Origin of the sequence: Carboxydocella sp. JDF658, from assembly GCF_002049395.1 — a bacterium.
Taxonomy (GTDB): domain Bacteria; phylum Bacillota.
Window position 1 is genome coordinate 1 of the sequence record NZ_BDLR01000099.1, and the last position, 201, is coordinate 201.

The window sequence follows — 201 nt, forward strand, 5'->3', positions numbered from 1 at the left end:
ACCGTGTGCCTACAAGCAGTCAGAGCCCGATTTAGCGGGTAATGGCGTGCCTTTTGTAGAATGAACCGGCGAGTTACGGTAGCAAGCGAGGTTAAGGCGGGGAGCCGGAGCCGAAGCGAAAGCGAGTCTGAAGAGGGCGATAAGTTTGCTGCCGTAGACCCGAAACCGGGTGATCTACCCATGTCCAGGGTGAAGCGGGAG

1 rRNA gene is annotated in these 201 nt (G+C 57.7%); it reads left to right on the forward strand.

The annotated features are described in order from the left end of the window. Window positions 1-201: ribosomal RNA gene (locus JDF658_RS11820) — 23S ribosomal RNA — on the forward strand; the annotation flags it as partial.